A 26,536-nucleotide genomic window follows, 5' to 3' on the forward strand; every position below is an offset into this window, starting at 1 on the left:
AAAAAATGTATTTTTTATATATATTAATTTTAATTTTACTTTATCCATTTTTTTTATTAGCCTTGATTCCACTTAGTTTTAAGGCTAAATACTCTAAACTTTATCAAAAATTTTTACCATTTAAACAGCATAAAAGAGCAGATATTCATTTTCACTTTGCAAGTTACGGAGAAGCTGTTGCACTTAGTGATTTGATTAAATATTATAAAAATAAAGGCTTTAGTGTTTTGCTAACTTGCTCAAGCAAGACAGGTTTATTAAAAGCTAAAGAATTAGATGATAATGCTTTTTTATTACCTTATGAATTGTTTTTGTTTTTTTGGTTAAAACCGGCTAAAAGTTTAGTTGTATTTGAAGCAGAACTATGGCTTAATTTATTGAAAATATATAAAAATCATAACGCAAAAACAATCTTGCTTAATGCTAGAATGAAGGAAAAAAGTTTTAAAAATTATTATAAATTTAAAAAATACTATGAAAATATTTTTAGTAATTTTGATTTTATTTTGGCTCAAAGTATTGAAGATAAAGAGCGTTTAGAGCAATTTAGTGCAAAAAATATAGAAGTTTTTACAAATATTAAAATAACAAATAAGCCTAATGTTACAAAAGTGCTAAATAAAAATAAAGAGATTGTATTAATCGCAAGCACACATGAAAAAGAAGAAGAACTTATTTTAAATAAATTAGATTTTAATTTTTTAAAAGATAAATGCTTAATAATAGCTCCAAGACATCCTGAAAGATTTGGCGAAGTTGCTAATTTATTAAAGAATTTAAATATAGATTTTAATAAATATAGCGATGATTTTAATGGGTATTTAGATAAAAATGTATTTTTGCTTGATACTTTAGGAGAACTTATCAATTTTTATGCTATTAGTGATTATGTAATTTTAGGCGGCTCTTATGTAGATGTGGGTGGGCATAATTTTGCTGAACCAGCGCATTTTTTTTGCAAGATTACGGCAGGAAAATTTATATATTCTCAAATAGCTATGTTAAAATGTATTGATAATGTAGTAATTAGTGATGAAATAGATTTTAGTAATATAAAAAATGCTAAAATCAAAGAAGCTTACACATTTGATAATTTGTGTGAAATTTTAGATAGGACAATGAATGAAACAAGATAAAGCTTATAAATTATTAGCAATTCAAGAAGGTATTTCAAATTCTGCTGCTAAGGAATTAATAGATTTAGGTTTAGTTATGCATGGTGGAAAAAGATTAGAAATCGCAAGGGGGCTTATGCCTGTTAATACGATTTTTAAACTTGCAAAGCCAGAGCTTAGTGTATTGTTTGAAGATGAAAATCTATTAGCAATAAATAAGCCAATAGGAATTGCAAGCGAACATATTAAGAATAATTACACGCTTTTAAATAGACTTGATAAAGATACAAGCGGAATTGTGTTTTTTGCAAAAAATGAAGAGTTTTTAAAAGCTGCTAAAAATGAGTATAAAAAAGAAAAAGTTCAAAAACTCTACCTTGCAATTACGAATAAAATCGTAAGCGAAGGAATGGAAATTGATGAACCAATACTTACAATAAAAGGCAAAAGTGCTTTTAGTAAAATAAGTAATAGCGAAAATGCAAAATACGCTTATACTAGATTAGAGCCACTAATAATTGAAGGTAAAAAAACTTTATTAAAAGTTCAAATCGCAACAGGTAGAACTCACCAAATAAGAGTGCATTTAAATAGCGTTGGTTTAGGCATTTTAGGTGATGTTAAATATAGTAAAATAATTAGCTCAAGACTTATGCTTCATTGTGCTAGAACTAAAATATTTGATTATGATATTAAAACCCCTATGCCAAATGATTTTCATAAGGACTTTGATTTAAAAGGAATTAATTTAGATTTTCTATTCTAATTCCTATTTCAAATTCTTTAATACCTTTTGTTATTTTTAATAAAAGGTATTATGCTATTTAGTTTTATAGGAATATTTATAATATATTTACTAGATGAATTAGTAAAACAAATAATAATGCAAAAAACTCAATCAAACAAAAGTATTTTAAAAATAATTGTATGAAAGAAAGAGCTTGTTATATAAGTAGGCAAAGTCTTTTAAAGCTTATTTCTAGTAAATAATATTAACTTGTAAAGTGAAAAATATTTTTATAAAAATAAAATGTAATAAAGCTTAACAAAACCATAAATGAGTTAATAATTTTTTGGTTTTTTAATATTTAATAAAACAAGTGGTACGCTAGGTAGGAGTCGAACCCACAACCTACAGATCCGAAGTCTGTTGCTCTATCCATTGAGCTACTAACGCAAAATAATAATTATAATTTGATTTTACAAAAGTGGGGTGAGTGATGGGAATCGAACCCACGACCCTCAGGACCACAATCTGATGCTCTAACCGACTGAGCTACACTCACCATTGAAATAAAAAAAAGAAGTGGTCGGGGCGAAAGGATTCGAACCTTCGGCCCCTTGGTCCCAAACCAAGTGCGCTAACCAGACTGCGCTACGCCCCGAACCGTTAAATAAGAAAGACCGCATTATATATTATTTTTTTAAAAATGTCAAGAAAAAATAATATATTTATAAAGATTTGTTAAAATCCTAATAATTTGACCCCGTAACTCAGTGGTAGAGTGTTACCTTGACATGGTAAAAGTCGTTGGTTCAAGTCCAATCGGGGTCACCATTTAATCAAAAATCTTTTTTAATTCTTCTAAAGCTTTAAATCTATGGCTTATTTTATTTTTTTCATCTTGATTTAGCTCAGCAAAACTTTTATCAAGCCCAAAAGGTATAAACATACTATCATAGCCAAATCCATTTTCGCCAACTTCATTTAAAATAATAGTGCCATCGCAAGTCCCTTTTGCAAATTCCATTTTGTCTTTAGATATAAAACAAAGCACACAAACAAAACTTGCCTTACTAAAATCTATCCCTAATTTTATAAGTTCGTTTTTTAATTTCGCTCTATTTCTAGCGTCTTTATTAGCAAACTCGCCTTCAAAACCATCACCAAATCTAGCAGAATAAATTCCTGGAAGATTATCTAGAGCTTCAACACAAAGCCCACTATCATCAGCAATCACACAATAATCTTCTTTATTTTCTAAAGCTTGCCATAAAGCTTTTGCTTTTATTTTTGCATTTTGCTTAAAACTATTTCCGTCTTCAATAGGGTCAAATTCTTTTACAAAATCACTTGCTAAATATATTTCATGACCTTTTAATAAATCTTGAAATTCCTTTAATTTTCCTTTGTTTGAACTAGCAATTATAATCTTCAACTTTTCTCCTTTTTTGTAATTTTTATAAAAAACATAAATTAATAATTTCAAGTATAATGTAATTTTTTATGAATGGAGTAATAATGAAATACGAAACTTTAGAAGAAATCTTAAACGGAGATTTAAACGAAGAAGAAGAGAAAAAAGAAAGCAAAAGCGCTTTGTTTGTTAAAAGCTTAGAAGATAAAGAAGTTATGAAAAAAGAAGCTAAAAAAGCTAGTAAATTAGCTTTAGAGCTATCAAACGGATTTTCAAACGAACCTGCTAATATATAAAAAGGATAGATATGGCTATTGATAATTTTCAAAATATAAAAAATTTTGATATTAAAAAGATTTATTCTTTAATGGAATTTTTTAAAACTACATTTTATGAAAGTTATGTTCAAAACAACGATAAACATTATACCGATATTATTTTTGCAAATGAGCTTTCAAAGAATTTAGCTGATAAAGTTATAGAACATTACATAAATTATGCTAAAAAGCACAATATTGCCATTGAAGATACTTGCCCTTATAAAGTTCTTTCTTGGTATGGTTATTTACTTACTGAGCATACTTATTTTGTAAATAGAACACTAGCTGTAAAGGTTATTTCAACTGCGATAGCTTGCATGCAAATAATATTAGAAAAAGAAGAAATAGTATTAGATAAAAACTTCATAAAAGGTGTTTTGAGAATGACTTTATTAGAGATTTCAGCTACTAAAAGAAATTCTTATACTTATACAAACGATAATGCTAAATTAGGTATAGGTATGAATGGTTTTTATATGGTTTTTAAAACAGCTTCAATTTGTAAAAAAACTAATTAAAAGGAAATACCATTAAACACGAAATAATTATTTTAGGAGCTGGTGCAGCCGGATTATTTTTAGCTGCTAATTTAAAGCAAAATGCGCTTATTATTGAACAAAATGAAAAAGTTGCTAAAAAGCTTTTAATTAGCGGTGGTGGTAAGTGCAATGTAACTAATGAAAATATTAACAAAAACTCTTATTTATGTGATGATTATGAGAAATTAGAAAATACTTTAAATGAGTTTAGTTATAAAGATAATTTAACTTTTTTTAAAGAAATTAAATTCGTAAAAATAAGAAATAAGCAATTTTTCGCACCAAATTCAAAAATGATTTTAGATAAATTATTAAGAGAAAATAAATCTAAAATCATTCTAAATACAAAAGTCTTAAAAGTTGAAAAATCACAAGAATACTTTAAATTACACACAAATAAAGGTGAGTTTTTAGCAAAAAAATTAATTATTGCAACTGGAGCAATTTCTTATGCAGAATTAGGAGTAAGCGATATAGCTTTGCAAATTGCTAAAGAATTTGAAATAGGATTTTGCGATTTTGCTCCTGCTTTAGTTCCTTTTACCTTACAAAAAGATGAGTTTTTTATGAAAAATCTTAGTGGAATTAGCACTGATGTTGTGATTAATGATAGATTTAAAGGCTCATTATTATTTACTCATAAAGGTATTAGTGGCCCTGTTGTATTATCTGCTTCGTTGTTTTGGAATAAAGGCAAAATTAAAATTAATTTTTTGAATGATTTTAAGATAGATTATAAGGAAAACAAACAAGCTAGCACACATTTACCACTGCCAAAAGCTTTTATCAAAGAATATTTAAAAGCAAATAATTTAGAAGATTTAGCGATGAATAAATATAAAGATGATGCAAAAAATATAATAAATAGATTATATTCATACGAGTTTGCACCTGCTGGAAATCTAGGTTTTAATAAAGCAGAAGTTTGCAAAGGTGGAATTAATTTACAAGCTTTAAACGAAAATTATGAAAGCAAAAAGCATAAAAATTTATTCTTCATAGGAGAATGCCTTAATGTAGCAGGGGTTTTAGGTGGATTTAATATACATTTTGCTTTTGCAAGTGCAATGAAACTTGCAAGATATTTAAATAAGGAAAAAGTATGAGATTTATTTTATTTATAGCTTTAATTTTTAGTGCGTGTAGTAATGAAATAATAGTTGCAAATGTAAATGATAAAGCAAAGCTTCATAGCGATAAGTTATTAAGCGAAGAAGATGCTAAAAAAATGCAAAACTTGATTTTTAATAATGCAAAAACATTAAAAAATAATTGCCTTAAAAAAGATGCTAATTCTTGTGAGCTTTTAGCTTCTATGTTTTTTGAAGGTTTTGAACTAAAAAAAGATGTTAAAAAAGCTCTTAAATATTATGATTTAGCATGTGAATATAAAAGCGTTAATGCTTGTAATAATTTGATTAATTTTTATAAAAATGGTTATAAGTTTAAAGATAATATAATAGAAAAATCACCAGAAAAAGTGCTATATTATGAAAATAAACTAAAGGAATATTATGATTGATTTATCAAATAACGAAAACACTTTATTAAGTCATGAATTTAATACACTAAATCATAATTTAATTTGCAAATATCCTTGCGATAATGAATATTTATTAAAAAACGAATTAGCAAAAATACACAATGTATCATCAAATAACATAACTTTAGGTTGTGGCTCTAGTGATGTTATTTATAGAACTTTTATAGCGCTTAATTTTTTAGCCAAAGAGCAGAAAAAAGAACTTAATTTAATAGTTCCTATGCCTACTTTTGATTTAATTTTAAGCATTGCAAAGGCTTTAAAAATCAAAATTACCTACATTAATGAGCTTTTTTTAGATGTTAAAAAAATCATTCCTAATGAAGGTTTTATAAACTTAATTTATATTACAAATCCAAACAATCCAAGTGCTAATGAACTAAGTCAAGATGATTTAGATTATTTAACTAAATTATGCGTAGGTAATACTTATATGATTTTAGATGAAGCCTATGCAGAATATAACGAGAATTTTAAAAGTATTAAAAAAGCATATTTTAAAAATATAATTATTACAAGAACATTTTCAAAAATCTATGCTCTAGCAGGTCTTAGGATAGGTTATGGTATTGCTTGTGAAGAACTACTTCAATATATTGATAAATTTATTTTGATTGATAATATCAATTATTATGCTTTATATTGTGCTTTAGAAGTTTTAAAAAACGATGATTTTATAAATACTTCAAGAAAATTAACATTACAAAATAGAGCTATTTTAGAAAGTGCTTTTAACGAATTAGATATTAAATATTTTAAATCTAATGTTAATTTTATTTTGCACGAGATAAAAGATGAAAAATATTCAGATTTTATGCTTGAGCTTGGGATTAAAGTAGGAAGAAAAATTGCAAATTATCCATTACTAAATAGAATTAGCGTTGGCAATATTAATGAGATAGAGCAGTTTTTAAAAGCTTTAAAATTAACTAAAGATAAAGCCTTGGTATGAACGAGCAAAAATACGGAACCTTATTAGTATTTTTAGGCGGCATTTGCTGGGGTTTTAGTGGTGTTTGTGGTGAATTTATATTTTTAAAAAAAGGTTTAAACGCTGATATTTTAGTATCTTTAAGGCTATTTTTTGCAGGTATTATAATGCTTTTATTTTGCAAAGTAAGAGCAATAAAAATAAATCTAAATATATTCAAGCATCATTTATTAAAACTTTTAGTTTTTGCATTTTTTGGGATTTTGATGTGTCAATATACTTATTTTTATGGTATAGAATTAAGCAATGCTGCAATTGCAACCGTTATTCAATACACAGCCCCTATTTTTATTATTTTAATTGTTTGCATAGAGCAAAAAAGATTTCCTGATATTTTTGAAATAATTGCTTTAATTTGCGTTTTTCTAGGAGCAATTTTATTATCAACTAACGGAGATTTTACGAAACTAATAATTTCAACCAAGGCTTTAATTATTTGCTTTTTATCATCAATTGGTGCTGTTTGTTATGCACTTTTACCAAGAAAATTAAATGATATTTATAATCCTTTACCTGTCTTAGGACTTGCTATGTTAATTGCTGGAATTTGTTTTTGTATTTATAATAAGATTTGGCAATTTAGCTTTCATTTTGATTTAGAATTATTTTTAGCTTTAGCAGGTGTGATAGTGGTTGGAACTGCTATGGCTTTTGGATTTTTTATGATAGGTCTTCAAAAAATCGGAGCAGCAAAAGCTAGTATAATCTCATCAAATGAGCCACTAGCTGCTGCAATTATTGGCTATTTATGGCTTAAAACTAGCTTATTAACTCTTCAAATAATAGGATTTGCTTTAATAATGTTAGGTATTTTATTAACTATGTTAAAAAAGGAAAAAAATTGAAAAAACTCTTACTTCTTTTAGGATTTACTTGTATTACTTTTGCGCAAGATTGCAGTGCTTATTTTGCTAGCAAACAAACTCAAATAGATAGAAAAATAGAAGAATTAGACGAAGCAAAACAAGCATTAGAAAGCTATAAAGCTGCGTTTTTAGCAGTGCAAAAAGAAAAAGAAGAAAAAAATAAAGCCATCTTAGAAGAAATGAAAGCAGAAGAAGCAAAAATTGATGAAATTAGAAATAATAATGCAAAAATTCTAGCTGAAATTAGAAAGCTAAGAGCTGAAATATTTGAAAACAAATCAAGTAAAGTTGCAAATGCTTATTCAAAGATGAAAGATGCTGCAGCTGCTGCGATATTTGAAACAATGGAAGAAGATGAAATTATAAAGATTTTTTTAAATCTTGAAGCGAAAAAAATCTCATCAATACTAGCCAAAATGAACCCTACAAAAGCAGGGGAATTAACAAAATTATTGAACGAAACTAAGCTAAATCAAGGCAAAAATTAGTAAATTTTTAAAGGAATTTGAAATAGGAATTTGATTTTTAATAATTCAAAATCCGAATTCAAATTCTTAGCTATTTCAAATCTAAAATTTATTTATTGTTTAACTCGTGGCAATATTTTGGAGTTTTTTTAATACCGCTATACCAAACTATTTGACCTTTTTCACTCATTTTTGGAATATTTATAAAACCTACATTATTTAAACTTATACATATACTTGTATCTTTTGAAATTATATTTGAATTAGAAAGCCTTATTACATAATCTGAACTTTTTATTAAATTATATTTATTTAATTTACTTGCATAAGAGCTAATGTAAAACTCGCCTAATTCATTTACCATCAGACGATTTGCTTTTCTTGTTTTATTGTTTGCTTTATAAAAAATCTCAGCATTTTCTATATTAAAAGCCTTTGTAAGATTAGCTTTATTACTTAAAGCTTTATCATCAATACTAATTCCTGCAAATCTAGCCCCTATTAATTTAGAACTATCAAATAAATCTTGTACTAATTCATCAGCATCAGGATTTGAAGTATTTGTGCCGATTTTATCACTAAAAATACTATAACCTATTTCTTTATGATTACATTTATATTTATTATAAGATGTTTTTATATTTGCTACGCAATGAAAATAAATCTGAAAATATGAATTATCATAATCGCTAAATCCATTATAAACATCATAATTTATCGCTAAATATTGTAAATAATATAAATCATTTAAAACACTTCTTGCTGCAAGCATTAGTGAGTTTGAATTAATTTTTGAGATTGCTATGCTAGAAAGTATCATTGATACAACTAGCACTAAAATAAGTTCAATTAAAGTAAAGCCACGCTTATTTGCACGCAGCTTTTTCAATCTCTATAAACCCTGTAAATTCTGCTACGCTAATACAAACTTTTTCACTATTTTTTTTAAGTTCAATTTGAAAACCACTAGAAGCAGGATCATAGTTTAAAGGCTCTCCTAATTCATTAAAAATAATATCGTTTTCAGGGTTTGCATAAATACTAGCCTTACTAGGAACAAATTTAGAAATTTCAACACCAAAGTTATTTAATAAATTTGCTCTTTTAACGCATTCTGGCTTACTATCATCACATATTAGTTTGCTTGAATCAATATAATCATTAACAATAATGTTTTTATGTGGTGTATTGATTATTTTATAAGACTTTAAATTTTTATTAAATCTTATTCTATAATACTCACCATGATAATTAGGCACACCATATAAATCATCTCCAAGAGCTAAAATCCTAACATATCTAATATCATTTGCTACACTTCTAGCGGCGTCAATTAATTCACCTGTATGAATTTTAGAAATAGCAACAGCACTAAGTATCGCACCAACAACCATAACAACTAATAATTCAATCATAGTAAAAGCTTTTTTCATACCTACATCCATTCTAAAACTTGAGCTAACTCATTAGCTACAAAGCATTTAATTCCTTTAAAATTACTTTTGTTTGGAATTATAGCATTTTTAAAACCTTGATTTTTTGCCTCATTAAGTCTAATATCTAGGCTAAAAACTTCGCAAATCCCACCATTTAAGCTAAGTTCTCCGATAAATACACTCTCATTGCTTAAAACTCTATTTTTAAAACTTGATATTATAGCAGCTGCAACTGCTAAATCAGCAGCCGTTTCGCTAACCTTTATTCCGCCACTAATATTTATAAATACATCATATCTTGCAAGTGGAATTTCAAGCTTTCGCTCAAGTAAAGCAAGTATCATATCAAGGCGATTTTTATCAAATCCTGTTGCACTTCTTTTTGGGTATGTGCTCTCGCATACAAGTGCTTGAACTTCAAGTGTAATTGCACGGCTACCTTCTAAGATTATTGTTAATGCGCTTCCTGCGTGATTTTTGCCTAAAAATCTAGTTTTAAGATTATTTGCACTTATAAGACCACTTTCGCTCATTTGCCAAATGCCTATTTCGCTAGTGCTTCCAAAACGATTTTTAAAACCCCTTAATATTCTTAGCTCTTTACTCGCATCTCCTTCAAAATAAAGCACCACATCAACCATATGCTCAAGCACTCTAGGCCCTGCAATTGAGCCTTCTTTTGTAATATGACCTATTATAAATGTGCTTATATTATTGCTTTTGCTAAGCTTCATTAATTCAAATGTTAGCTCTCTTACTTGCGTGATTGAGCCTGCACACGAGCTTATATTTTCTGAATAAATCGTTTGAATACTGTCAATAATTAAAACATCATAATTATTATTTAATAATTCATTTTTTATATTTTCAAAACAAAGCTCTGTGAGTAAAAACAAATCATCTTCATTAGCGTTTAATCTATTTGCACGAAGTTTTATTTGACTTTTGCTCTCTTCTGCACTTACATAAAGAACCTTTTTGCCATTTTTAGCAAGATTTGCAGCAGTTTTTAAAAGCAAGGTTGATTTTCCAACTCCAGGAGAACCGCCTAATAAAACTAAAGAGCCTACAACAAGCCCACCGCCTAAAACCAAATCAAGCTCTTTATCAAAGGTTGAAAATCTATCAATTTGCTCAACCAAAACTTCTTTTATGCTAATAGCTTTGTTTGTATTTATTGTGTTAGTTTGTTTTAATACTTCTATTTGAGTTTCGTTTAATTCTAAATATGAATTAAATGCCCCGCATTCAGGGCATTTTCCTAAATATCTAATTTGCTGATTGCCACAAGCTTGGCATTCATATAGGCTTGATTTTTTCTTAGCCATTTTTAAAAATTCCGTCTAAAAGAACCTTTAAATATTCATCTGCTTTAAAAGGAGCAATATCTGCTGCACCTTCTCCATATCCAAAATATAAAATCGGAAGCTCTAATTCTCTTGCAATTGCAAACAACGAACCACCTTTGCTTGTGCCATCAAGCTTTGTAATAATTACTCCATCAAGTTTTACTAAATCATTAAAAACTTTTGCTTGATTTATTCCGCTATTTCCTTGGGTTGCATCTAAGACTAAAATTTTTCTATGTGGAGCGTTTTCATAAGCACGAGATGAAATTCTTATGATTTTTTCTAATTCATTTGCAAGGTTTTTTTTGTTTTCTAATCTTCCTGCAGTATCTAAAATAATATTATCATAAGCTTTTGCAACACCTTTACTAATGGTATCAAATGCAACTGCACTTGGATCATGTCCTTGCTTTGTGCTTACTATATCGCAATTATTCTTGCTAGCCCAAAGTTCAAGCTGCATAATAGCACCTGCTCTAAAAGTATCGCAAGCTCCTAATAAAACTTTTTTGCCTTGATTCTTATAAAAATTACTTAATTTTCCTATGGTTGTAGTCTTTCCTACTCCATTTACTCCTAAGATTAATTCTACAAATGGTTTGTCGCTAGAATTTGAATTCGGAATTTCATACATAAAATACGAGCTCATAACTCTATGTAAATCTTCTCTTTGCACTATCTCACTAGGCGGTAAATAATATAAAATCTCTTCAACAATTTCATAAGTAATATCAGCATTTACAAGCATTTCTTCTAATAAATCTTTGCTTATTTTTTCGTTTTTTGGTTTTACTTGATTTATTGCTTCAATTGTTTTTGCTAAGCCTTTTTTAAAAAAATCTAACATTATTTCAACACCTTTTGAATATCAATATCTAGCATTTCTTCATAAAATGCGCCTAAATAATTATTTATATTTTTTCCATTTTGATCAAACAAAGCAGTATATGGAATGCCGTTAATTTCACCTAAAACCTTTAATAAAGTAAAATTATTATCACCCACTGCTATATCATAATTTATTTCATTATCTTTAATAAATTTAGCTATTTCTTCATCGCTTTTTTCTTCTAATAAAATACCTATAATTCTTACTCTATCTTTGTATTTTAAAGCTAGATTATTTAAATGTGGGATTTCAGCTTTACAAGGCGGACACCAAGTAGTAAAAAAATTAAATATTATAATCTTATCATTTGATGAAATTTCTATATCTTTATTATCTAAACTAATTCTTTTTATATCAAATAATTCATCACTATTATAGATTTTTAAAGGGAATTTAATTAGTTTATTAAACTCTGTTTTAGTAGTTTTAATTTCTTGGATTTCACTTTGTTCGCTTTCTACTTTTTTTTCTTCTTTTTTATCAAAACAAGCAGTAAAAAACAATAAAGCAACACCTAATAAGATAGCTTTCATTTTTGTTCCTTATGTAATATATTTAGAAATTTTTTAGGTTAGATTATGGATAAAAAGTTAATAAGAGAAAAATTTCATAAAGAAAATTACAAATTTTGCAAAAATTACGATAGTTTCAAAGCTATTTTAAAAATATTATCTAGCTATAAAACTAATAAGAAATTAAATATCTTGCTTTATATCTCAAAAGAAAAAGAAATAAACCTATATCAATATAAAAGATTTTTAGCAAAAAAATACAATTTATATATTCCAAAAATGCTAGAAGACAACACACTAGCTTTTACTAAACTAAGATTTCCTTTAGTTTATAAAAAATTTAAAATCAAAGAGAGTTTAAGCAAAATAGAAAATATTAAAATAGATATTGCAATAATTCCTGTTTTAGGCATTGATAAAGATTTTAGAAGAATAGGTTTTGGCAAAGGATTTTATGACAAGACATTTTCTTTAATTTATTATGATTTATTAATTATTTTTATTCAAAATATAAAGTCCATTACTAAAAACAAAATTTGTTTAAAGTCGGATATTCAAGGTGATTTTTATATCGCTAACGGAAAAATTATGAAAAGAAAAGAGAAATTATGACATTAGTTGAAATTATATCGTTATTAGCGGTATTTATTTTAGGCGGAGCATTAGGGGTATTCATTGCAAAAAGAATAAATGAAGCTCATTTTAAAATTCACGAAGAACAAGCAAAAGCTAAAGCAAAAGTGATTGAATATGAAGCTGAAAAAATACTTCGCAATGCTGATAAAGTCCTAGAAAATGCCAAAGCAAGTGAAGGAAAAATTGAGTTAAGTTATAAAAAATCTTATGATGAAAAGGTTTTAGAACTTCAAAAAGAGCATGATAAAAAGATTTTAGAAGTAGAAAAAAAAGAGCAAATTTTAGCTATAAACGAGCAAAAATTAGAAGAATTTAAAGCAAATATTGTAAAAAGCGAACAAGCAGCAAACGAGCTTATGGAAGAAGCAAATCTTCTTAAAAAATCATGCGAAGCAAAAATGCAAGAGCTATTAAGTAGTATTGAAAATATTAGTGGTTTAACTCAAATTGAAGCAAGAGAATTAGTGATAAATCAGGCTAAAGAAGATGCAAGAGATGAAATAGCTCATATAGTAAGAAAATGCGAAGAAGAAGCAAAAGCTCAAGCAAAAGCAAAAGCTGGATATATCTTAGCACAAGCTACTACAAGATTTGCAGGAGAATACGCAAGCGAAAGATTAATAAGCGTAATAAATCTTAAAAGTGATGATTTAAAAGGAAGAATTATCGGTAAAGAAGGAAGAAACATAAAAACTCTTGAAATGGTTTTAGGAGTTGATGTAATTATTGATGATACTCCAAACGCTATAATCATTAGCTCATTTAATGTTTTACGCCGTGCAATAGCTAAAAAGGTGATTGATTTACTTATTGAAGATGGCAGAATTCAACCTGCTAGAATTGAAGAACTTCATGAAAGAGTTTCAAAAGAATTTGAAGAAGAAATGTTTAATGAAGGTCAAAACATCATAATGGATTTAGGGCTTACAAAAATGGCTCCTGAATTAGTAAAATTAATTGGTCGTTTAAAATATCGTGCAAGTTATGGACAAAATGCCCTAGCACATAGTTTAGAAGTTGCTCACCTTGCAGGAATTATCGCAGCTGAGTGCGGTGGAAATACAAGACTTGCAAGAAGAGCTGGAATTTTACATGATATTGGCAAGGCTTTAACTCATGAATATGAAGGAAGCCATGTTGATTTAGGTGCTATGGTTTGCGAAAGACACAAAGAACACCCTGTGGTTTTAAATGCTATTTTTGCTCATCATGGGCATGAAGATGCTTTAAGCATTGAGGCTGCTGCAGTTTGCACCGCTGATGTTTTAAGTGCAGCAAGACCAGGTGCTAGAAGAGAAGTTTTAGAAGCATTTTTAAAGCGTGTTAGTGAGCTTGAAGCAATTGCTAAACAACATTCACAAGTTAAAAAAGCTTATGCTATAAATGCAGGTCGTGAAATTAGAGTTATAGTAAATGCTAAGCTTATTAATGATGATGAAAGCGTTTTATTAGCAAAAGAAATAGCTAGTGAAATTACTAATAGTATGCAATTTCCTGGCGAAATTAAAGTAAATGTTATCCGTGAAACTAGAGCTGTGGAGCTAGCTAAATAATGCAAGAATTTATAGATAAGTTTGTTCAGTACGGATACATTTTAGTTTTTTTATACTCTTTAGGCGGCGGTATGTTAGCACTGCTTGCCTTAGGAGTTTTTGCAAGTGCTTATAATGTAAATCCTTATATTAGTATTTTGGTAGCTTTTTTAGGGAATTTCTTAGGTTCAAGTGCTTTGTTTTATTTTACAAGAACAAGCAAAAAAGACTTTCAAAAACATCTTGTTAAACATAGGCGAAAATTGGCTCTTTTGGTAGTTTTATTTAGAAAAAATGGCTTTATTTTCACCTTTGTTTGCAAATTTATTTATGGGCTTAAAACTTTAGGGCCAATTGCTGCTGAGATTTCAAAACTAAGCTTTATAAAGTTTAGTATTTACAATCTAATTTCGTGCATAATATGGGCTATTGCTGTGTTTTATGTAGCTTATTTTTTAGGAGAGAGTTTAGGACAATTTTTTGATGAATATTCTTCTTATATGCCTATTGTTTTACTAATTTTATTAGTAATAATTTTTATATATTTTAAGATAAAAGCTAAGAAATGAAAACTAATAAATTATTTAAAATTAGGTTTTTTCTAAGAAAAATTATTCATTTTAAAAACCATAAATTCCTAAATCAAATTCTAGCAGACAACGAAGTTTTAAGAGATAAGTTTAATATATCACTAAAATATTATAATGATATAATTAGCTATATTTAAAAAAGACTTAGAAGAAATTCCATCAAAAAAACGCTCAATGTATAAAAAACGCTACGAATTTTTAAAATCAGTAGTTTTGTAAGCAATAATTATTCCTATATTGTTAAAATACAATTATGAGAGTAGATAAATTTTTAAACGCAGTAAATATTACAAAACGCCGTTCAATTTCACTTGATATGTGTAAAAACGGCGTTATTTATATAAATGGCAATGTTTCTAAGCCTAGTAAAGAAGTAAAAGTTGGCGATATTATAAGTCTTAATTTATTAAACGAACAGATAAAATATAAAGTTCTAGCCTTGCCAACGACTAAAAACGTAGCTAAGGCAAAGTCGCATGAATATGTGGAAAAAATAGATGAAAATTGATGCAAGTTTAAATGAATTAGATTTAGTTGTAAATGAATTTAATAAAAGCGGTATTTATTTATTACAAGGCAATTTAGCTAGTGGAAAAACAACCTTAGTAAATGCAATCGCAAAAAAATTTCTAAATAAATTCGCATCATCTCCAACATTTAGCGTAATGAATACATATACTGATAACTTAAATTACATATATCATTATGATATTTATCAAAAAGGAACAAAGGCATTTATTGAAAATGGACTTTTTGAAAACCTTTTTAATGATGGGCTGCATTTGATTGAATGGGCTGATGATGATTTTATAAAGATTTTAGAACAATTTAGCCTAGCTTATAAGATTGTTAAAATTACTCCTAGCAATAAAGGAAGATTTTATGAGTTTAGTTGAATTAAAAGCACTTGGTTTAAAAAAGAGTATTAAAAACACAGAAATTATCAAAAATGTAGATATGAGTATGAATAATTCTCAAATCGTTGGTCTTTTTGGCTCAAATGGTGCAGGAAAAACAACAACATTTTATATGATTTGTGGGCTTATAAGTCCTAGTGCTGGAAATATTTTTTTAAATGATTTAGATATTACAAATGAGCCACTTCATAAACGCGCAATGCTTGGCATTGGATATTTACCACAAGATTCTAGCGTTTTAAAGGATTTAAGCGTTTGGGATAATATGCAAATTGCAGCAGAACTTAAAGGGCTTAAAGATATAAATGAATTAATAGAAGAAAAATTAAATCTTTTAAAGATTTATGATAGAAAAGACCGCCTTGCAAAAAGTCTTAGTGGTGGAGAGCGTCGTCGCCTTGAGATTGCTAGAGCTTTAGTTTTAGAGCCTAAGTTTTTATTACTTGATGAGCCATTTGCAGGAGTTGATCCAAAGAGCATAAATGATGTTCAAGGTATTATAAAAGACTTAAAAGAGCTAAATATCGGAGTCTTAATAACAGATCATAATGTTCGAGAAACTCTTAAAATATGCGATAAAGCTTATGTTTTAGATAGCGGAAGCATACTTGCAAGCGGTAGTGCTAAAGAAATAGCAAATAACGAAATAGTTCAAAACAAATACCTAGGTAAAAACTTTTCTTTATAATGTTAAAAGTTCGCCAACAAACTAGCATAAAGCCTAAATTATCACAAACTCTAAGAAGTTGGCTACCATTACTTCAAGCTAGTAGCGAAGACTTAGAAGAAGAGATAAATAATTTAGTAAAAGATAATCCTTGTGTAAAATTAAGCTCGCCAAAAGAAAGCAAAAGCACAAAAACTACAAAACAAGTAAAACAGCTTTATTCTAAAGGTGGTGGCTTAATAGAAGAATTAAATATCGCTAAAAAAAGCCTTTATGATGATTTAGAACTTCAAATAAACAAAACGCTATTTCCAACTCTAAAATCACAAAATATAGCAAAAATTATAATATCTTGTTTAGATGAGTTTGGTTATTTTGTCTATGATGAAGATTTATGTAAAGACTATTCTAAAGAAGATATAGAAAAGGTTAGAAAAAGGTTTTGTTATCTTGAGCCTTTAGGTGTCGGTGCTATTAATTATCAAGAAGCTTTAGAGTTTTGCTTACTTAATACAAATATAGAAAACGAGCTGTTTTCTTTATGTATAAAACTTATAAATAATTTAGATAATTTAAATAAATTTACAAAAAACCCACTTTATAAAGACGCTATAAAAATCATAAAAAGCTTTAATTTACCGCCTTTTGTTGATGATTTTGAAGATAGCTTAGAAATCATTCCTGATATTTATATTCTTACAAATAACAATGAATTAGAAATAATAATAAATGATGAGTATTATCCAAAAATTGAAATTAGCGAAGATAGTGAGCTAAAAGAGCAGATGAAAAATGCAAGAAATCTAGTAGACGCGCTAGAAATGAGAAAGGCTACTCTTAAAAAACTTGCACTCATGATAGTAGAATATCAATATGATTATTTTTTTGGCGGAGCTATAAAGCCACTTAAAATGCAAGATATTGCAAGTGAGCTTGATAGGAATACAAGCACGATTAGCCGTGCAATAGCTAATAAATATATAAGCTCAAATCGTGGAACAATAGCTATAAAAGAGTTTTTTACAACTGATTTAAATGATGGCACAAGCAATAAAACTATAAAGGACTTTGTAAGTGAGCTAATCAAAAACGAAAATCATGAAAAACCTTTAAGCGATCAAATAATTTTAGAAAAAATTGAAAAAGAATTTAATGTAAAAATCGTAAGAAGAACAATCACAAAATATAGAAAACTATTAAATATTCCAAGCTCAAGTGAGAGAAAGAAATTATATTCATTAAGGTAGAAAAATGACTTATTTAGATATTAAAGAAAAATATAAAGATGTAAGAATAATAGCAGTTAGCAAATACACAACAGATGAAAAAATCATAGCTTTGCATAAATTAGGGCAAATTGAATTTGGCGAAAATAAAGTACAGGATTTAGTTAGAAAAAAGGCTGAATTAAGTGAAACGATAAAGTGGCATTTCATAGGAAATTTACAAAAAAACAAAGTAAATCATCTAATTAAAGCTAAGCCTATTATGTGGCAAAGTTGTGTAAGTTTAGAAATGGCAAAATATGTTGATACTAGGCTTGATTATGAACTTCCTACCTTGCTTGAAATAAATGTAGCTAATGAAGATAGCAAAGCCGGTATTAATCCATCAAAAGCCATTGAAGAATATTTAGCAATTAAGCAAGATTGTAAATTTGTTAAGCCAGTTGGCGTTATGTGCATAGGTGCAATGGGTGATGAATTAAGTGAAATTATCAAGAGTTTTGAGTTATGTTATAAGATTTTTGATGAGCTTAAAAAAGATGGAGCTAAGATTTGCTCTATGGGAATGAGTAGCGATTATGAAATAGCAATTAAAAGTGGGGCAAATATGATAAGACTTGGAAGTATTTTATTTAATTAAAATCTTAGGAATTTAAAATATAAATCATAAAGCAAATTCCTATTTCAAATTCTTTCAATTTTTCAAGGAATTTGAAATAGGAATTTAACTTTACTTATCTTTTAATATTATTAATAATCATCAAGGCGCTTTTAAGTAAGCTTTTGTATAATCTGACTTTTATAAAATGAAAGCGTGTGATGAGAGATAAAAACTTAATTTACAATTTAGAAGGAAAACCTCCATTTTTAGTGGCACTTCCTTTAGGAATGCAACATGTTCTTGCTATGTTTGCAGGAAATCTAGCCCCCATTTTGATAATCATAGGTGTAATAAATAGCACAAGCTTAGTAATATCCACGCAAGATAGTATAAGCTTAATTCAATCAGCAATGCTTGCTTCAGGAATTGTAACTTTATTACAACTTTATCCAATCAAATACAAAAATATCCAAATAGGTGCAAATCTTCCAATCGTTATGGGAACAACTTTTGCCTTTGTTCCAACTGCAATAAATGTAGCAAATACTTATGGTTTTAGTGCTATTTTAGCATCATCTCTAATGGGTAGCATAATTACTATTTTTATAGGCTTTACTTATAAATATATTAAAAAAATCTTATCAGAATTAGTAATAGGCGTTGTTTTAATTGCAATCGGTATTAATTTATTAGATGTAGGGGTTAATTATTGTGCGGGTGGCTTGGCTGCTAAAAAATTAGGAACTTATGGGGATTTAATTAATTTAGGTTTATCTTTTAGCACTTTTGCAATTATTATTACAATTCAGCGTTTTACAAAAGGTATTTTCAAAGTTTCAGCGATTTTAATAGGTCTTGTAGTAGGCTATGCTTTAGCTTATATGGTAGGTAGGGTTGATACTAGCATTATTAGTGATGCTAGTTGGTTTAGTTTGCCTGTGCCTATTATTTTAATAAATGATTTTCATTTTGAATTAGCTCCTATTGTGAGTGCTGCTATTGTTTATATAATAATTAGTCTTGAAACAATAGGCAATGTAAATGGCATAACTGTTGCAGCATTTAATAGAAGTGCAAAAGAAAAGGAAGTAAGTGGAGCAATTTTAGCTGATGGAGTAGGCTGTATGGTAGCAAGCTTGCTAAATGCTTTACCAAATACAGCTTTTGGGCAAAATGCAGGAATAATTGCGATGACAAAAATTATTAATAAATATTGCATTGCACTAGGAGCAATTGTAGTGATAATTTCAGCATTTATTCCTAAATTAGGTGCAATATTTAGAACTATTCCAGATAGTGTTTTAGGGGGTGCTGTTATTATGATTTTTGCTATGATTTTAATTAATGGAATTAAGATTGTAGCACATGCAGGATTTAGCAATAAAAATGTGATGATATTAGGTGTTACTTTTGGTCTTGGGTATGGATTTGGAGTTCATCCTGAAATTACTAGTAATTTACCTAGTTATATTAGTTGGGTTTTTAAAGATAGTGTAGTAGGAGTTTGTGTTACTTCTATGATAGCTTCTTTAATTTTTGCAAAAGATAAATAAGGGTTAGTATGAAATACGATTTTAAGACAATAGGTAAAAGTGAAACAAGATGGGATGCTTATGCTAAAGTTACAGGAAAAGCAATTTATACTGCTGATATTCCTACAAAAAAGAAGCTTTTTGCTAGAATTGTAAGAGCTAGTATAGCACATGGATATGTTAAAAGTTTTGATTTTAGTGAAGCTTTGAAGGTTGATGGAGTTGTTAAAATCTTAACTTATAAAGATATGCCAAAAACAAAATTTGCAACCGCAGGTCATCCGTTTGGACTTGATCCAAAGACAAGAGATAGATATGATAGAACTATTTTAACAGAGCATGTAAGATTATTTGGAGATGAAATAGCAGCCGTTATTGCTACAAGTGATTTAGCTGCAAAAATTGCAGTAAGTAAAGTAAAAGTTGAATACGAAGAGCTTCCTTTTTATCTAACACCAAAAGAAGCAATGCAAGAAGGTGCTGTTAAAATTCATGAGGATTTAGATAGCAATGTAATGGCTCATACTATTAGTAAAGTTGGAGATGTTGAAACAGCTTTAGCTAATAGTGATTATGTTTTTAGCGATACATTTAAAGTTCCTTTACAACAGCACTGTCATATGGAAAATCAAGTAGCTTATGCTTATAAAGACCAAGATAATCGCTATGTAGTAGTAAGTTCAACTCAAATTCCACATATTTTAAGAAGAGTTTTAGGAGAAGTGTTTGAAAAACACTGGAGTTATTTTAGAGTAATAAAACCTTTTGTTGGTGGTGGCTTTGGTAATAAACAAGAAGTAACAATTGAGCCACTTTGCGTTGCTTTATCTATGGCTATGGGTGGAGAAATTGTTCAAATCTCGCTTGATAGAGAAGAAAGTATTGCATATACTAGAACAAGACACGAAATGGAATATAAAGCAAAAATGGGTATTAGCAAAGATGGCTTCATAAAAGCTTTAGATATAGAAGTATTATCAAATAAAGGAGCTTACGCATCTCATACTCATTCGGTTGGTATTAAAGGTGGTGGAGTTTTATTGTCTTTATATAATATTCCTAATTTTAGATATGACATTAAAACCGTTCATACAAATATAGCAACAGCAGGTGCTATGAGAGGATATGGTGTTCCACAAGTTATGTTTTTTATAGAAAGTTTTATGGAAAATGTCGCTAGAAAAATGGGTTTTGATTCTATTAGCTTTAGAGAAAAAAATATAGTAGGAAATGATGTTTTAAATCCACTAAATCAAGTTATTCAAAAATCAGCAAAATTAAAAGAATGTATTGAAGTTGCTAAAGAAAAATTTAATTATTATGAAAAACAAAAAGCCTGTAAAGAATTTAATCACCCTTATAAAAAGCGTGGAGTAGGGCTTGCAACCTTTACTTACACAACTGGTGTTTATCCAAAGGGCTTAGAAACAGCAGCTGCAAGAGTAATACTAAATCAAGATGCACATATTAAGCTAATGCTAGGCTCAACCGAAATTGGTCAAGGCTCTGATACGGTTTTAGCTCAAATGGCAGCAGAAGTGTTAAGTATTCCTTATGAGTGGGTTATAGTTGATGCAAATACCGATACAGATACAGCTCCATTTGATACAGGAGCTTATGCTTCAAGACAAAGCTATGTAACAGGACTTGCAGTAAAAGAAGCTGCTTTAAAATTAAAAACAAAAATATTAAAAACAGCAGCAAGATTAAAAGATGTTGATTTTGCAAATCTTGAATTAGAAAATGCAAATATTATCTTTAAAAACAAAGAAGTTTTAATGAGCTTAGCTGATTTTGCTTTACACACTACTTATGATTGGCAAAAGGCTAAAAGTTTATCAGCATTTGCAAGTGTGAATTGTCATACAAACTCTTATAGTTATGGTGTAACTATGGCTATGGTTGAGGTTGATATGAATACAGGAAAAATAGAAATATTAGATATTTTAAATGTTCATGATGCTGGTAAGGTATTAAATCCACTTTTAGCAAGTTCTCAAGTAGAAGGTGGTATGGGAATGGCAATTCCTTATGCTTTATTAGAAGAATTAAAATACGACGCTAAAACAGGTAAGATTTTAAATAATAATCTTTTAGATTATAAAGTTCCAACAGCACTTGATGTTCCTGATTTAGATGTTGGTTTTGTTGATAATTACGACCCTTATGGTCCATTTGGTAATAAATCTTTAGGAGAACCTCCTATGTGTTCTCCTGCACCTGCTATTAGAAATGCAGTGCTTGATGCAACAAATATAGAATTTAATCAAATACCAATAACACCAGAAAGATTTTTTCAAGCTAAGGATAAAGAATGTATTATTTAAGTAATTACACGGAAGCAAAAAGCGTTAGTGAAGCTAGCGGGTTATTAAAAACTATTGATGATTCGGTATTAATTGCAGGTGGAACTGATGTTTTAATTAAACTTAGAAATTTGGATAAAAAATATTCAAATAAACACCTAATAGGAATTAACACTTTAAATGAATTAAAAAATATAACAATTGATGATGAGTTCATTCATATAGGTTCATTATGCACTTTTGATGATATAGAAAATAATGAAATCATAAAAAATAATTTAACAAATCTAAAAATGGCAGCTGCTTTAGTAGGTGGCCCACAAATTAGAAATATGGCTACAATAGGTGGAAATATTTGCAATGGTGCAACTTCGGCTGATAGTGCTTCAAGTCTTTTTGCACTTGATGCGATTTTGGTTATTTTTAACGAAGATAAGCAAAAAGAAATAGCAATAAGTGATTTTTACCTTAGTGCAGGTGTGGTGAAATTAGAAAAAGGAGATATCTTAACAAGCATTAAAATACCTAAGAAATCTTACGAAGGATATGCTAGTAAATACATAAAATTTGCTCAAAGAAATGCAATGGATATAGCTACAATTGGAGTTAGCGTTATGTTAAAATCAAGTGATGAAAAAATAATTGATTTAAAACTAGCTTATGGGGTTGCTGCACCTACTCCTATTAGAACTAAAGAAAGTGAAAAATTAGCAAAAGGCTTAGAATTAACTAAGGAAAATATTGAAAAAATTGCTAATAATGTTTTAAACGAAACTAAGGCAAGAGATTCTTGGAGAGCTTCTAAAGATTTTAGAAACAATCTTCTAACAACGCTTACAAAAAGAGCTATTTATGAATTAATAGGAAGAGATTATGAAAATTAAAACTTGTATTAATGATAAAATTTATGAATTACACATTGACCCTAGAATGTCATTGCTTGAATTATTAAGAAATGAATTACAATTAAGTGGCACAAAAGAAGGCTGTAGTGTTGGTGAATGCGGAGCTTGTGCTGTTTTAGTTGATGGAAAGAATGTAAATAGTTGTATTTATTTAGCAGCTTGGGCTGATGGTAAAAAAATCACTACAATAGAAGGCTTAACTCCTATTGATGGTTTAAGTCCTTTACAAGAGAGTTTTATAAAAAATGGAGCTGTTCAATGTGGCTTTTGCACTCCTGGATTTATTATCTCATCAACTGCTTTGCTTAATAAAAATAAAATGCCTACTAAGTTTGAAATAAAGCGTGGAGTTTCTGGTAATTTATGCCGTTGCACAGGATATAAAAAAATCTTTCAAGCAATAGAAGAAACTGCAAATTATGCTAAATGAAGCTTTAGAAATTAAGCAAAAAGATAAAATTGCTATTATAGGCTCAGGTGGGAAAACTACCTTTGCTTATAATCTAGCTAGAAAAAATCAAGATAAAATCACAATTCTTACAACAAGCACTAAAATGTATGAGATAAAGGATAAAAACTTTAATAATTTATATAATGAAACAAACGCAAATAAACTAAAAAAAGGCGTTAATTTATGTGGAAAAATTATTGATAATAAAGTAAATGCTTTAGATAATTTTAGTGATTTTTATAAAAATTGTGATTTGTTTATTTATGAAGCTGATGGGGCTAAGGAACTGCCTTATAAAGCTTGGAAGAGTAATGAGCCTGTTATTTTAGAAGATACAAATAAAATAGTAGGAATTGTTCCACTTCATTTATTAAATCATAGATTAAATAAAGATTTTATTCATAGATTTGATGAGTTTTTAAAAGTATTTAAAGTAAGCAAAAATGATGTAATTAGCATTGATTTAATAGAAAAGATATGCCTTAAAATGTTTGAAATTCCTATTTCAAATTCTAGCAATTTTATTTTCTTTAATAGGTGTGATGATTTAAAAGTATTAAACGAACTTGCTAAAAGATTAAAAAATTTTAAATTATTAGCTGGATTTTTAAAAGAAGAAAAATATATAAGGCTTAATTTTTGAAAGGTGTTTGCATCATTTTAGCAGCTGGTTATTCTAAAAGACTTGGAGCTAATAAATCATTTTTAAAGTATAAAAATGCTTATTTTATTGATATTGTTATTAAAAAAGCTTTAGAGCTTAATATGGATATTAAAATAGTTGCTAATGAGAATAATTACGAATATTTAAAGACAAATTATAAAGATTTAAATATTATTTTAAATGCTTTTAATAAAGGTCAAAATACAAGTATAAAAATCGCTTTAAATAATTCTTTAGATTACGATTATGCTTTATTTTTACCTATTGATCAAGTATTTTTAAAAAGTAATTCAATAAAAACTATTGTTTCAAAATATAAAGAAAATTATATTGTTGTTCCTAGATTTAATAAAATTAATTCCTTGCCTACTATTTTTGATAAAAGTTATTTTAAAGAATTGTGCGAATTAGATAATGATAGTGGTGGAAGAGTGCTAATTCAAAAATATAAAGATAAAGTAATTTTTGTTGATTTAGATGATGAATTAGAAGGAAAAGACATAGATACTAAAGAAGATTTAAGGCTAATAAATGAATTATTTTGTAGTTATTAGGGGAGCTGGAGATATTGCTAGCGGGATTGCTGCAAGGCTTTTTAGAGCAGGTTTTAAGGTGCTATTATTAGAATGTTTAAAGCCAAGTTCAATTAGAACTAAGGTGTGCTTTTCTCAAGCAGTCTATGATAAAACTTGCGAAATAGAAGGAATAAAAGCAAAATTAGTTAATAAAGACGAGCTTTTAGAAAGTGTTGGCTTTATACCTATAATAATTGATGAGAATTTAGATATTTTAAATTATATTAAGCCAAGGGCTTTAATTGATGCGATTTTGGCTAAAAAAAATCTAGGAACAAATATTAATATGGCTCCTGTTGTAATTGCCATTGGACCTGGATTTTGTGCAGGAATTGATGCTCATGCAGTAATTGAGAGTAATCGTGGTCATAATTTAGGCAAAGTGATTTTAAGTGGTTTTGCTGAAGAAAATACAGCAATTCCTGCTGAAGTAAAAGGAATTGGAGCAAAAAGAGTAATTTATGCAAACGATAATGGAAATTTTAAAGCTATTGCTAAAATAGGTGATATTGTAAAAGAAGATGAAATTATCGCATATATTAATAATACGCCTGTTAAAGCTAGTATTAGTGGGCTTTTAAGGGGTATTATTAATGATAATTTTGGAGTTAAAAAAGGCCTTAAGATTGCAGATATTGACCCAAGAATTAGTGAATATGAAAATTGTTTTAGTATTTCAGATAAGGCTAGAAGCATAGGCGGTGGGGCGCTTGAAGCTTTAATGTATTTAGAAAATAGGAATAAAAATGGATGATATTGTTTTAAAAGAAGTTTATAAAAGATGTGAAAAAAATGAAAAAATTGCCTTAATTACACTTACAAAATCAAGTGGTAGCACTCCAAGAAACGCTGGTTCAATGATGGCTTTATTTAGCGATGGAACAAGCGTTGGGAGTATAGGTGGTGGCAAATTAGAATATGAAGTTTTAAAAGAAGCTAAAGAATGCTTAGAAAATAACAAAAGCAAGATTTTTAACCACGAATTAACTCCTAATGGTGATTTAAAAATGCAATGTGGTGGGCTTGCAAGTGGCTATATAAAAATAATAAATCAAAAACCAAAACTAATAATTTTTGGAGCAGGACACATAGGAAAAGAAATAATATTTTTAGCAAAATATTTAGGTTTTTATTCTATCTTGTTTGATGATAGGAAAGAGTATTTAAAGAATTATGCAGATGAAGAATATTTAAGCAATTATGAAGATTTAGATTTTTTAGAAATTGATGAAAATACTTATATTATAATCGTTACAAAATCTCATTTAGATGATTATAAATGTTTAAAAAGTGTAATAGAAAAAAATGCAAAATATATAGGCGTAATAGGCTCAAAAACCAAACATAAATTTATTAAAGATGAGCTTATTAAAGATAATTTTAGCAATGAATTATTTCATAAAATTTATGCGCCAATAGGCTTAGATATAGCTAATCAAGAACCAAGAGAAATTGCATTTAGTATTTTAAGCGAGATTTTACTTATAAAAAATCAAGGCAATTTAGCACATAAAAAGAGCTTTTAGCTTATAAACCAAACCAAAGAATTTGAATTAGGAATTTAAACATTCTAAACAATTCAAATTCCTATTTCAAATTCTTCCAAACTTTATAAAATATTTTTTATTCTTTAAGTAATCTTTAAGGTTAATAACATATAATACGAGCTTTTAATTTGCAATTTAGCAAATCGTTATTTTTAAATAGTTTTATTGTTAATTTTAAATATATCAATTATTTCAACGTCAATCTTTGATATCTAAACAAGT

Annotated in this window: 32 protein-coding genes and 4 tRNA genes; 27 read left to right on the top strand and 9 right to left on the bottom strand. The window is 28.2% G+C overall.

All coding sequences use genetic code 11. The features are described 5' to 3' along the window. Nucleotides 1–5 precede the first annotated feature (5 nt). Both AC1B00_RS04050 and AC1B00_RS04055 read left to right on the top strand, forming a co-directional pair. Entirely contained in the window at nucleotides 6–1,136 is a 1,131-nt protein-coding gene (locus AC1B00_RS04050) for a glycosyltransferase N-terminal domain-containing protein (protein WP_488848233.1), read from the top strand. Next, a complete protein-coding gene (locus tag AC1B00_RS04055) occupies nucleotides 1,123–1,881 on the top strand; it encodes a pseudouridine synthase family protein (protein WP_488848234.1) in 759 nt (252 codons plus the stop codon). Before AC1B00_RS04050 ends, AC1B00_RS04055 begins: the two co-directional genes overlap by 14 nt. Nucleotides 1,882–2,216: 335 nt before the next feature. Here AC1B00_RS04055 and AC1B00_RS04060 read toward each other — a convergent pair. The 3 genes from AC1B00_RS04060 to AC1B00_RS04070 form a co-directional block, all read right to left on the bottom strand. After that, a tRNA-Arg gene (locus tag AC1B00_RS04060) sits at nucleotides 2,217–2,292 on the bottom strand. A gap of 32 nt (nucleotides 2,293–2,324) precedes the next feature. Further along, a tRNA-His gene (locus tag AC1B00_RS04065) sits at nucleotides 2,325–2,401 on the bottom strand. Between the two features lie 21 nt (nucleotides 2,402–2,422). Further along, nucleotides 2,423–2,500: transfer RNA gene (locus AC1B00_RS04070), tRNA-Pro, on the bottom strand. Nucleotides 2,501–2,598: 98 nt separating this feature from the next. Here AC1B00_RS04070 and AC1B00_RS04075 point away from each other — a divergent pair. After that, nucleotides 2,599–2,673, top strand: a tRNA-Val gene (locus AC1B00_RS04075). A gap of 1 nt (nucleotide 2,674) precedes the next feature. On the opposite strand, the gene rdgB is transcribed toward AC1B00_RS04075, so the two are convergent. Next, nucleotides 2,675–3,274 (bottom strand): RdgB/HAM1 family non-canonical purine NTP pyrophosphatase, encoded by a 600-nt coding sequence (gene rdgB, locus AC1B00_RS04080; protein ID WP_488848235.1) that lies wholly within the window; start codon nucleotides 3,272–3,274, stop codon nucleotides 2,675–2,677. Between the two features lie 83 nt (nucleotides 3,275–3,357). On the opposite strand from rdgB, the gene AC1B00_RS04085 reads away from it, so the two are divergent. Genes AC1B00_RS04085 through AC1B00_RS04115 form a run of 7 tightly spaced genes read left to right on the top strand, consistent with a single transcriptional unit; the run spans nucleotide 3,358 to nucleotide 8,000 of the window. Beyond that, nucleotides 3,358–3,549 (top strand): hypothetical protein, encoded by a 192-nt coding sequence (locus AC1B00_RS04085; RefSeq protein ID WP_239817206.1) that lies wholly within the window; start codon nucleotides 3,358–3,360, stop codon nucleotides 3,547–3,549. Between the two features lie 11 nt (nucleotides 3,550–3,560). Further along, complete coding sequence (locus AC1B00_RS04090) at nucleotides 3,561–4,091, top strand: hypothetical protein (RefSeq protein ID WP_488848236.1); 531 nt, start codon at nucleotides 3,561–3,563, stop codon at nucleotides 4,089–4,091. Nucleotides 4,092–4,120: 29 nt separating this feature from the next. After that, the gene (locus AC1B00_RS04095) at nucleotides 4,121–5,218 is read left to right on the top strand and encodes an aminoacetone oxidase family FAD-binding enzyme (RefSeq protein WP_488848260.1); all 1,098 of its coding nucleotides are present in this window, start codon (nucleotides 4,121–4,123) and stop codon (nucleotides 5,216–5,218) included. Next, nucleotides 5,215–5,634 (top strand): SEL1-like repeat protein, encoded by a 420-nt coding sequence (locus AC1B00_RS04100; RefSeq protein WP_336610879.1) that lies wholly within the window; start codon nucleotides 5,215–5,217, stop codon nucleotides 5,632–5,634. The genes AC1B00_RS04095 and AC1B00_RS04100 overlap by 4 nt, the downstream gene beginning before the upstream one ends. Continuing rightward, entirely contained in the window at nucleotides 5,627–6,607 is a 981-nt protein-coding gene (locus tag AC1B00_RS04105; protein ID WP_488848237.1) for a pyridoxal phosphate-dependent aminotransferase, read from the top strand. Before AC1B00_RS04100 ends, AC1B00_RS04105 begins: the two co-directional genes overlap by 8 nt. Next, complete coding sequence (locus AC1B00_RS04110) at nucleotides 6,604–7,491, top strand: DMT family transporter (protein WP_488848238.1); 888 nt, start codon at nucleotides 6,604–6,606, stop codon at nucleotides 7,489–7,491. The genes AC1B00_RS04105 and AC1B00_RS04110 overlap by 4 nt, the downstream gene beginning before the upstream one ends. After that, complete coding sequence (locus tag AC1B00_RS04115) at nucleotides 7,488–8,000, top strand: MotE family protein (RefSeq protein ID WP_336610882.1); 513 nt, start codon at nucleotides 7,488–7,490, stop codon at nucleotides 7,998–8,000. Before AC1B00_RS04110 ends, AC1B00_RS04115 begins: the two co-directional genes overlap by 4 nt. Before the next feature lie 88 nt (nucleotides 8,001–8,088). Here the strand turns inward: AC1B00_RS04115 and AC1B00_RS04120 are convergent, their stop codons facing one another. From AC1B00_RS04120 to AC1B00_RS04140, 5 genes are read right to left on the bottom strand one after another with little or no spacing between them, the layout of a single operon-like run. Then, a complete protein-coding gene (locus tag AC1B00_RS04120; protein WP_488848239.1) occupies nucleotides 8,089–8,868 on the bottom strand; it encodes a prepilin-type N-terminal cleavage/methylation domain-containing protein in 780 nt (259 codons plus the stop codon). Beyond that, nucleotides 8,846–9,412 (bottom strand): pilus assembly FimT family protein, encoded by a 567-nt coding sequence (locus tag AC1B00_RS04125; RefSeq protein ID WP_239817188.1) that lies wholly within the window; start codon nucleotides 9,410–9,412, stop codon nucleotides 8,846–8,848. The genes AC1B00_RS04120 and AC1B00_RS04125 overlap by 23 nt, the downstream gene beginning before the upstream one ends. Nucleotides 9,413–9,414: 2 nt before the next feature. Next, entirely contained in the window at nucleotides 9,415–10,743 is a 1,329-nt protein-coding gene (gene radA, locus AC1B00_RS04130; RefSeq protein WP_488848240.1) for a DNA repair protein RadA, read from the bottom strand. Next, entirely contained in the window at nucleotides 10,736–11,611 is an 876-nt protein-coding gene (gene ftsY / locus AC1B00_RS04135) for a signal recognition particle-docking protein FtsY (RefSeq protein WP_488848241.1), read from the bottom strand. The genes radA and ftsY overlap by 8 nt, the downstream gene beginning before the upstream one ends. Then, entirely contained in the window at nucleotides 11,611–12,186 is a 576-nt protein-coding gene (locus tag AC1B00_RS04140; RefSeq protein ID WP_239817191.1) for a TlpA family protein disulfide reductase, read from the bottom strand. The genes ftsY and AC1B00_RS04140 overlap by 1 nt, the downstream gene beginning before the upstream one ends. Before the next feature lie 45 nt (nucleotides 12,187–12,231). Here AC1B00_RS04140 and AC1B00_RS04145 point away from each other — a divergent pair, with 45 nt between their 5' ends. The 17 genes from AC1B00_RS04145 (at nucleotide 12,232) to AC1B00_RS04225 (ending at nucleotide 26,293) form a co-directional block, all read left to right on the top strand. Further along, nucleotides 12,232–12,777, top strand: a complete 546-nt coding sequence (locus tag AC1B00_RS04145) for a 5-formyltetrahydrofolate cyclo-ligase (protein WP_488848242.1) — start codon at nucleotides 12,232–12,234, stop codon at nucleotides 12,775–12,777. Further along, entirely contained in the window at nucleotides 12,774–14,354 is a 1,581-nt protein-coding gene (gene rny, locus AC1B00_RS04150; RefSeq protein ID WP_239817193.1) for a ribonuclease Y, read from the top strand. The genes AC1B00_RS04145 and rny overlap by 4 nt, the downstream gene beginning before the upstream one ends. Before the next feature lie 71 nt (nucleotides 14,355–14,425). Then, entirely contained in the window at nucleotides 14,426–14,902 is a 477-nt protein-coding gene (locus tag AC1B00_RS04155; RefSeq protein ID WP_488848243.1) for a DedA family protein, read from the top strand. 150 nt (nucleotides 14,903–15,052) lie between these two features. Beyond that, complete coding sequence (locus AC1B00_RS04160) at nucleotides 15,053–15,142, top strand: DUF535 family protein (RefSeq protein ID WP_488848262.1); 90 nt, start codon at nucleotides 15,053–15,055, stop codon at nucleotides 15,140–15,142. A 34-nt stretch (nucleotides 15,143–15,176) separates the two neighbouring features. After that, on the top strand, nucleotides 15,177–15,431 hold the full coding sequence (locus tag AC1B00_RS04165) for an RNA-binding S4 domain-containing protein (RefSeq protein ID WP_239817196.1): 255 nt from the start codon (nucleotides 15,177–15,179) through the stop codon (nucleotides 15,429–15,431). Next, a complete protein-coding gene (tsaE, locus tag AC1B00_RS04170) occupies nucleotides 15,421–15,819 on the top strand; it encodes a tRNA (adenosine(37)-N6)-threonylcarbamoyltransferase complex ATPase subunit type 1 TsaE (RefSeq protein ID WP_488848244.1) in 399 nt (132 codons plus the stop codon). Before AC1B00_RS04165 ends, tsaE begins: the two co-directional genes overlap by 11 nt. Then, nucleotides 15,806–16,528 carry an LPS export ABC transporter ATP-binding protein gene (lptB, locus tag AC1B00_RS04175; RefSeq protein ID WP_336610889.1) on the top strand — a complete coding sequence of 241 codons (723 nt, stop codon included), beginning with the start codon at nucleotides 15,806–15,808 and terminating at the stop codon, nucleotides 16,526–16,528. Before tsaE ends, lptB begins: the two co-directional genes overlap by 14 nt. Beyond that, nucleotides 16,528–17,754, top strand: a complete 1,227-nt coding sequence (locus AC1B00_RS04180) for an RNA polymerase factor sigma-54 (protein WP_488848245.1) — start codon at nucleotides 16,528–16,530, stop codon at nucleotides 17,752–17,754. The genes lptB and AC1B00_RS04180 overlap by 1 nt, the downstream gene beginning before the upstream one ends. A gap of 4 nt (nucleotides 17,755–17,758) precedes the next feature. Continuing rightward, nucleotides 17,759–18,373 carry a YggS family pyridoxal phosphate-dependent enzyme gene (locus AC1B00_RS04185; RefSeq protein WP_488848247.1) on the top strand — a complete coding sequence of 205 codons (615 nt, stop codon included), beginning with the start codon at nucleotides 17,759–17,761 and terminating at the stop codon, nucleotides 18,371–18,373. 179 nt (nucleotides 18,374–18,552) lie between these two features. After that, nucleotides 18,553–19,887, top strand: a complete 1,335-nt coding sequence (locus AC1B00_RS04190) for a uracil-xanthine permease family protein (RefSeq protein ID WP_488848248.1) — start codon at nucleotides 18,553–18,555, stop codon at nucleotides 19,885–19,887. Nucleotides 19,888–19,895: 8 nt separating this feature from the next. Beyond that, entirely contained in the window at nucleotides 19,896–22,193 is a 2,298-nt protein-coding gene (gene xdhA / locus AC1B00_RS04195) for a xanthine dehydrogenase subunit XdhA (RefSeq protein WP_488848250.1), read from the top strand. Further along, entirely contained in the window at nucleotides 22,181–23,056 is an 876-nt protein-coding gene (gene xdhB / locus AC1B00_RS04200) for a xanthine dehydrogenase subunit XdhB (protein WP_488848251.1), read from the top strand. The genes xdhA and xdhB overlap by 13 nt, the downstream gene beginning before the upstream one ends. After that, entirely contained in the window at nucleotides 23,046–23,507 is a 462-nt protein-coding gene (xdhC, locus tag AC1B00_RS04205) for a xanthine dehydrogenase subunit XdhC (RefSeq protein WP_336610854.1), read from the top strand. Before xdhB ends, xdhC begins: the two co-directional genes overlap by 11 nt. Further along, complete coding sequence (yqeC, locus tag AC1B00_RS04210; RefSeq protein ID WP_488848252.1) at nucleotides 23,497–24,171, top strand: selenium cofactor biosynthesis protein YqeC; 675 nt, start codon at nucleotides 23,497–23,499, stop codon at nucleotides 24,169–24,171. Before xdhC ends, yqeC begins: the two co-directional genes overlap by 11 nt. Beyond that, nucleotides 24,168–24,746, top strand: a complete 579-nt coding sequence (locus AC1B00_RS04215; RefSeq protein WP_488848253.1) for an NTP transferase domain-containing protein — start codon at nucleotides 24,168–24,170, stop codon at nucleotides 24,744–24,746. Before yqeC ends, AC1B00_RS04215 begins: the two co-directional genes overlap by 4 nt. Continuing rightward, nucleotides 24,724–25,521 (top strand): selenium-dependent molybdenum cofactor biosynthesis protein YqeB, encoded by a 798-nt coding sequence (gene yqeB / locus AC1B00_RS04220; protein ID WP_488848254.1) that lies wholly within the window; start codon nucleotides 24,724–24,726, stop codon nucleotides 25,519–25,521. The genes AC1B00_RS04215 and yqeB overlap by 23 nt, the downstream gene beginning before the upstream one ends. After that, nucleotides 25,514–26,293, top strand: coding sequence for an XdhC family protein (locus AC1B00_RS04225; protein ID WP_488848255.1), 780 nt, complete (start codon nucleotides 25,514–25,516; stop codon nucleotides 26,291–26,293). The genes yqeB and AC1B00_RS04225 overlap by 8 nt, the downstream gene beginning before the upstream one ends. The last annotated feature ends 243 nt before the right edge of the window (nucleotides 26,294–26,536 follow it).

The organism is Campylobacter sp. DY7 (assembly GCF_057802535.1).